5 protein-coding genes are annotated in these 6,869 nt (G+C 66.7%); 4 read left to right on the top strand and 1 reads right to left on the bottom strand.

The window, feature by feature from the left end:
- Positions 1-182 precede the first annotated feature (182 nt).
- The 4 genes from U5709_RS01075 (at position 183) to rnhA (ending at position 5,009) form a co-directional block, all read left to right on the top strand.
- Positions 183-1,064, top strand: a complete 882-nt coding sequence (locus U5709_RS01075) for a MurR/RpiR family transcriptional regulator (RefSeq protein ID WP_321972564.1) — start codon at positions 183-185, stop codon at positions 1,062-1,064.
- A gap of 190 nt (positions 1,065-1,254) precedes the next feature.
- The gene (locus U5709_RS01070; RefSeq protein ID WP_321970982.1) at positions 1,255-1,647 is read left to right on the top strand and encodes a hypothetical protein; all 393 of its coding nucleotides are present in this window, start codon (positions 1,255-1,257) and stop codon (positions 1,645-1,647) included.
- Positions 1,648-1,722: 75 nt separating this feature from the next.
- Positions 1,723-4,434, top strand: coding sequence for a DNA polymerase I (gene polA / locus U5709_RS01065; protein ID WP_321972563.1), 2,712 nt, complete (start codon positions 1,723-1,725; stop codon positions 4,432-4,434).
- A 95-nt stretch (positions 4,435-4,529) separates the two neighbouring features.
- A complete protein-coding gene (gene rnhA, locus U5709_RS01060) occupies positions 4,530-5,009 on the top strand; it encodes a ribonuclease HI (RefSeq protein WP_321972571.1) in 480 nt (159 codons plus the stop codon).
- A 217-nt stretch (positions 5,010-5,226) separates the two neighbouring features.
- On the opposite strand, the gene U5709_RS01055 is transcribed toward rnhA, so the two are convergent.
- Positions 5,227-6,588: a polysaccharide deacetylase family protein gene (locus U5709_RS01055; protein WP_321972562.1), complete on the bottom strand. Its 1,362-nt coding sequence runs from the start codon at positions 6,586-6,588 to the stop codon at positions 5,227-5,229.
- Positions 6,589-6,869: the final 281 nt, after the last annotated feature.

Here is a 6,869-nt window from a genome sequence, read left to right as displayed (position 1 = left end):
GGTTGTGGCTGCGGCGTATGGCCACAACCGTTAAAAAGAGGGCGAAACGCGGCCCGCGATGGCCACAACCGTCGAAAACGGGGCGCGCGAGCTGCCGCGATGGCCACAACCGTCGAAAACGGGGCGCGACCCCCGCCCGCTCGCGTAGAATTTGGGCTGTCGGAGCATTCGAAAGGGGCCGCATGAACACACTGCTCAGGCTGTATCGCGCCGAGGGGTTCTCGGAAGGGGAACGCGCCGTCGCCGCATGGGTCCTGCGCGACCCCGACGCCTTCGTGCGCGCTCCCGCGAAGTCCGTTGCCTCCTCCTGCAACGTGAGCCAAGCCACGGTGTATCGCCTCTGTGCCAAGATGGGCACCTCAGGCATCGCCGAGCTCAAGGCATGCGTGGCGGCCGATGCCGCCGAGTGGCGCCGCCTGCGCGAGACCGACGTCGACGTCAACTTCCCGGTCGCGCCCGGCGCCACGTCGAGCGATATCGTGGGCGCGCTCAAGGGTGAGTACGAGGCTACGGTGGCGAGCACCGCAGCTCTTATCGACCCCGCCGAGCTCGATCGCTGCGCCGCGGCCATCCGCGCCGCCTCGTCCGTCGACGTCTACGCGACGTCGGGCAATCTGACCCTCGCGGAGAACTTCGCGCTCCAGATGGCGGAAATCGGCCACCCCGTCAATGTCCCCACGAACGAGTACACGCGCAACTTGGTGCTCGCCAACAGCGCGCCGGACCACCTGGGCATCATCGTCTCGGTCGGCGGTCACGGCATGAATATGGCCGAGGCCCCGGCGCTTCTTCGCCAGAAGGGCACGCCCATCATGGTGCTCACGTCGGCGGACACCACGGTTTTCGATGAGTACGCTGACTACCTGCTGCGCATTGCCCCCGGCGAGAATTTCCGGCAGAAGATCTCCAGCTTCTCGACGCATCTCTCGGCGCTCTTCTTGCTGGACTGCCTCTATACCGCGGTCTTTACGTGCGACTACGAGGCGAGCCTGGGCAAGCGCATCGAGAACCAGCAGCTGCTCTACCGCTACTTCGGCGACGAGTGCTGCGCCGGCCTGGTCTAGGCGCGCGGATCAGGCGCGTGGCAAAAAGCGCCGTCCGCAAAAGCGCCGAGAAGTATTTCTCGCGCTTCCCGCGAGCGCGGGGTGTCGGCGCCGATAAGAATCGCCGAAGCATGCGGCGTGTGATTAATCTGCTCGTTTCATCGGTAATTTAATAAACAAGTACCAGATAAACCGATGAAAGGGGCTTCTCATGTCCAACAATTTCGCAACCACCAAATCCATGTCCGCAGCTGTCTCCAAAGCCGGCTCGGCACCTGTCATCGCCTATTGGTCCGGTGACCTCAAGGCCGAGGCCCGCGCCTGCGGGATGGCGGCCAGCTCCGGCGCCCAGCTCTTCCCGCTCGACACCCGCGTGCCGTACAACCTGCCCGGCCGTCTCAACCGGTCACGCGTGAACTTCGAGGTAACGGCCGGCTGGAACCCGGAGCTAGACGCGGCCACCTCCGCCCGTGCCGAGCGCGTCCTTGCCTCCGGCCGCGAGGTCGTGGCGATGAGCAGCGACTTCCAGGGCGGCATCGCCCCGGCGGTCTCGACGTTGCTCTCCCTGGCCGGCGAGGACGGCAACGTGAGGCTCGTGGCATAAGCTGCGGGCCCCTCTCGGTGCCGCGTCCCCGGGCGGCTACAATAGGGGAGCTAACTCACTGACGTTAGGAGTCCCATGCCCGAGAGCACCGAGGCCGCGGCCCGCCGCACCATCGCCGTCATCGACGGCAACTCGCTCATGCACCGCGCGTTCCACGCCATCCGCCAGCCCATGAGCGCGCCTGACGGCCGCGCAACAAACGCGCTTTTCGGCTTCTTCAACATGTTCATCAAGATGGTCGGAACCTTTAAACCGGACGGTGTGATCTGCGCCTTCGACCGCGGCAAGCCGCGCGTGCGCATGGAGATGCTGCCGCAGTACAAGGCCCAGCGCCCGCCGATGGATTCGGCTCTCCACGAGCAGTTCCCCATGGTCAAGGAGCTTCTCGGCATCCTCGACGTGCCCGTATGCGAGCTCGAGGGCTGGGAGGGAGACGACATCCTGGGCACGCTCGCCCGCCGCGGCGAGGACAGCGGCTACGAGATGCTGCTCTTCACCGGTGACCGCGACATGTACCAGCTCGCCACCGACAACGTCAAGATCGTGAGCACCAAGAAGGGCGTCTCCGACGTCGTCATCATGACGCCGGAGAGCGTGGACGACCTCTACCACGGCATCACGCCCGAGCTCGTGCCCGATTTCTACGGCCTCAAGGGCGATACGTCCGACAACATCCCCGGCGTTCCCGGCATCGGCCCCAAGAAGGCCGCGGCGCTCATCGTGCAGTACGGCAACCTCGACGAGGTCATCGCCCACGCAGACGAGGTCAAGGGCAAGATGGGCGAGAACCTGCGCGCCCACATCGACGATGCGCTGCTCTCGCGCAAGGTGGCCACCATTCGCACGGACGCGCCCATCGAGCTCGACCTCGCCGACGCGAAGTTCCCCACGTTCGACCCGGCCGAGGTCACCCGTGCCTTCAGTGCCCTTGGGTTCACGGGCATGACGGGGCGTCTCGCCAAGCTCGCGGGCGGCTCGGCGAGAAGCGCGGCCGCGGGCGGCGCGCCGGGCAGCGTGGCCGCGGGCAGCGCGCCTGCGCCCGCCGACGTCCAGGTCGGCGCCCTTCTTGCCGGCGACGATGCTTTGGCCGCCGTCGCCTCCGCCTTGGGCGCGGGGGAGTGGGTCGGCTGCGCCGTGGCCGACGACCGCGCCGAGGGCGCCCTGTTCGGCCTCTCCCGCATCCTTTGGGCCTCGACCGCCCACTGCCTGGCCAAGCTCGAGGGCACGGCCGCCGAGGCGGCGCTCGAGCAGCTCTTCGGCGAGGGGCGCGTCGCGTCCGATGACGTCAAGGCCCTGATCCACGAGCTCTCGCCCGTTGACTCCGCCGAGGCCGAGAAGCTCGCGCCCGCCGACGTGGACCCCGCCCGCATCTTCGACGTGTCCGTGGCCGCCTACCTGCTCGAGTCCGATAAGGGCTCCTACGGCGCGGTCGAGCTCGCCGGCCAGCACCTGGGCGCGAGCCTGCCCGAGCCGAGCGACGAGGTGCCCGCAGCGGCGCTTGCCGCCGTGGCCTCCCGCCTGCTCGTGGAGCCCCTGCGCCAAAAGCTCGACGCCGACGGGGCCGCGGGGCTCTTCGACAAGATTGAGATGCCGCTTCTTCCCGTGCTCGCCCAGATGGAGCGCGAGGGCCTTGGCGTCGACGTCTCCGTGCTGCGCGAGCAGTCCGCCGAGCTCGGGGCCGAGATCGACCGCATGGTCGCGAGCATCCGCGCCGAGGCCGGCGAGGACTTTAACCTCGATTCCCCGCAGCAGCTCTCGCACGTGCTCTTCGACGTGCTGGGGCTTCCGACCGCGGGCCTCAAGAAGACCAAGCGCGGCTTCTATTCCACGAACGCCAAGATCCTGGCCGACCTCGCCCGCGACCACAGAATCGTGGCCGACGTCCTCGACTACCGCGAGCGCGCCAAGATTCGCTCCACCTATCTGGAGGCGCTGCCGAACCTCGTGCGCGAAGACGGGCGCATCCACACCACGCTCAACCAGACCGTGGCCGCAACGGGCCGCCTCTCCAGCTCCGACCCCAACCTACAGAACATCCCCACCCGCTCCGAGCTGGGGCACCGCGTGCGCCAGGCCTTCACGGTGGGCGCGGACCGCGTGTTTCTTGCCTGCGACTACAGTCAGATCGAGCTGCGCCTGCTCGCGCATCTCTCGGGTGACGAGCACCTGGTCGCGGCTTTCAACTCCGGAGCCGATTTCCACGCGGCGACGGCGGCGCGCGTCTTCGGCGTGCCGGTGGAGGAGGTGACGGCGCAGCTCCGCAGTCGCGCGAAGGCCGTCAACTTCGGCATCGTCTACGGCCAGCAGGCTTTCGGCCTCGCGAGCTCGCTTAAGATCTCACGCAAAGAGGCGCAGGAGATGATCGACCGCTACTTCGATGCGTACCCCGGCGTGCGCGCCTACTTGGATGAATCGGTGCGTCGCGCGCACGGTTGCGGCTATGCCGTCACGATGTACGGCCGCAAGCGCCACATCCGCGAGTTCGCGCAGCACAACAAGCAGCTCATCGCTTTTGGCGAGCGCACCGCGATGAACCACCCCATGCAGGGCTCAGCCGCCGACATCATAAAGATCGCCATGGTCCGCGTGGCCGAGCGCCTGCGCGAGGAGGGGCTCGAGAGCCGCCTCGTGCTGCAGATCCACGACGAGCTGGACCTCGAGGTGCCGCGCGGCGAGATCGAGGCCGCGAGCACCCTTGTCCGCGAGACCATGGAGGGCGTGGCGGAGCTCAAGGTGCCGCTCATCGCCGAGGTGAGCTATGGCGCGAACTGGGCGGAGGCCAAGTAGTGGCGGGCTGGAACGACTTCGCGGCGAGCGCCGGCGACAAGGTATCGCAGGCTCCGGCGCGCGACGCAGGCGGCGGTGCCGCTACATCCCCGACCATGCACGTTGAGGCCTGGTCTGACGGCTCCTCTCGCGGAAACCCCGGCCCCGGCGGCTATGGCGCCGTCCTTCGCTACACCGACCCCGCCGGCGGCGTCCACGAGCGCGAGTTCAGCTGCGGCTACGTGCGCACGACCAATAACCGCATGGAGCTCATGGGCGCCATCGTGGCCCTCGAGGCGCTCAAGCGGCCCTGCGTCGTCGACTTCCAGACCGACTCGCAGTACGTGTGCAACGCCTTCAAGCAGCACTGGATCGCCGGTTGGGTCAAGCGCGGTTGGAAAACGGCGAGCAAGCAGCCGGTGAAGAACGTCGATCTCTGGAAGCGCCTTATCGTTGCTTGCGAGCCGCACGACGTGCGCTGGCACTGGGTCAAGGGACACGCGGGCCATGCCGAGAACGAGCGCTGCGACGCGCTGGCCACCGCCGCCGCCGACGACCCCGCCGCCCGCATCGACGACCCCGGCTTCGAAGCCTAACCGCCCGCCCCGCGCCCAACGCCCGCCCCCGGCGCCCCACGCCCCTCTCCTAAAGTTCGGAAGGCTTCCAAACTTCAGAACGCTTCGACGACACAGATTCACAACTCATCTAGCTGCGGATATATGAATCTAAACAAAAGTTCGGAAGGCTTCCGAAGTTTGGAAGCCTTCCGAACTTTAAGGGATGGTGCGATTCGGGAGGGGTTGCTCGCGGGGGTTACTTGCCGTAGGCCATGAGCTCGTCGATGGTCACGCACTTGTAGCCCTGGGCGATGAGCTGCGGCAGGGCGGTGCGCAGGGCCTCTACGGTCTGGCTGCGGTCGCCGCCGCCGTCGTGCATGAGGATGACCTGGCCGGGCTTGACCGAGAGAATGGCCTGCGCGATGGCGTCGGCGCCCGGTCGGCTCCAATCCTCGGTGTCCACGTTCCAGCCGATCTCGGCCACGACGAGGTCCTTGAGGTTATCGATGAGCGAACCGTAGTAGTTGCCGCCGGGGGCGCGCATGATGTGGGTCACGGTTGTGCCCAGCGTTTCCTCGATGGCGGCGAAGCCCTTGGAGATCTCGATGCGCTGCTCCTCGGCCGACATGAACGTGAGGTTCACGCCCTGGCCGGTGCCGGAGGCGTGGTCGTAGGTGTGGGTGCCGACCTGGTGTCCCTCCTCGACGATGCGCTTCTCTATGGAGGGCATGTCGGCGATCTGGTTGCCGATCTGGAAGAAGGTCGCCTTGGCGCCGTTCTCCTTGAGGATGTCGAGGATTTCGGTGGTGGTGGTGGCCCAGGGGCCGTCGTCGAAGGTAAGGGCGATGACCTTCTCGTCGCCTACGTTGGCGTTATAGGTGTTGTAGCCGGCGTCGATGGGCTGCTTGGTGATCTCCTCGACGGTCTTTCCGGAGACCGTGCCGGTCTTCACGGTCTTCTCGCCGTCCTCGCCCGACGAATACACGTGGATGGAGCCGAGGTAATAGCTGCTCAAGGTGGAGTAGTCGGTGCCGGAGACGCCGGGCGACACGGTCTCGGTGGTCTCGGTGTACTCCTCGTCCTTGTCGGCGCCGTCCGAGATCTGGACGTCGTCGCCCTTCTTGAGGGAGTAGGAGCCATCGACCGCGTTGCCGTTGACGGTGGCCGAGAAGGCCTCGCCGCCGCCCTGCTGGGCAATGGAACCGTCCACGGCAATGAGGTTGCCCGCGGTGGGCGCGGCGTAGCCCTTCTCGATGCACTGGGCGACGGTCGTGCCGTAGTTCACCGTCTGCTCGGTTCCGTTGACGGTCACGCCGTAGAAGGGCGGGTTGAGGAACAGGTAGATGCCCACGCCCGCTGCGGCGAGCACGATAGCGGCGAGGATCAGCGGCAGCGGGCTCTTCTTCTTTTTGCGGCGGCGCGGCGTCGAGGCTCGGCCGTCGCCCATGTCGTAGGGAGCGGCGGTGTAGCCCTGCTGCTGATAAGCGCCCTGCTGCTGGTAGCTCTGCTGCTGGTAGCCCTGCTGCCGGGCGTATCCCTGCCTGCTCGCGTCGGCGCTGCGGCGCGACTGGCTCGCGTAGGCGCGCTGCGCGGAGTCGTCTCTAAAGTGACGTGCCATGAAAACCTGTCCTTCTTCGCTGTCTATGGGGAAGCCAATCAGATGGAAGTATAGGTTCGCGACGGCAAGACGGCCCCCGGGGCGCCCCACTCAACAATAAGATGATATGAAAACTGCCTTATAGTCGTGCGAGGCCCTGCTCCAAGCCGAGCCCACCCGTCGCCCGAGCCCGCCGGTCGGCCCCGCCTTGCCCCAAACCTGACGCGAACCGGTTACAAAACCGCTCCATAAGTAGACGCTGCGGGATACCTCGGGTTAACTCCCGTGCAACAATGGGCAAC

The sequence above is a fragment of the Paratractidigestivibacter sp. genome (assembly GCF_963660155.1).
Lineage (GTDB): Bacteria > Actinomycetota > Coriobacteriia > Coriobacteriales > Atopobiaceae > Paratractidigestivibacter.
This window is presented reverse-complemented; position numbering and strand designations above follow the sequence as displayed.

What these genes read in the sequence shown, in the direction of transcription:
- rnhA (WP_321972571.1), top strand. Translation starts at nt 4,530, where the DNA reads ATGCACGTTGAGGCCTGGTCTGACGGCTCCTCTCGCGGAAACCCCGGC.
- polA (WP_321972563.1), top strand. Translation starts at nt 1,723, where the DNA reads ATGCCCGAGAGCACCGAGGCCGCGGCCCGCCGCACCATCGCCGTCATC.
- U5709_RS01075 (WP_321972564.1), top strand. Translation starts at nt 183, where the DNA reads ATGAACACACTGCTCAGGCTGTATCGCGCCGAGGGGTTCTCGGAAGGG.
- U5709_RS01070 (WP_321970982.1), top strand. Translation starts at nt 1,255, where the DNA reads ATGTCCAACAATTTCGCAACCACCAAATCCATGTCCGCAGCTGTCTCC.
- U5709_RS01055 (WP_321972562.1), bottom strand. Translation starts at nt 6,588, where the DNA reads ATGGCACGTCACTTTAGAGACGACTCCGCGCAGCGCGCCTACGCGAGC.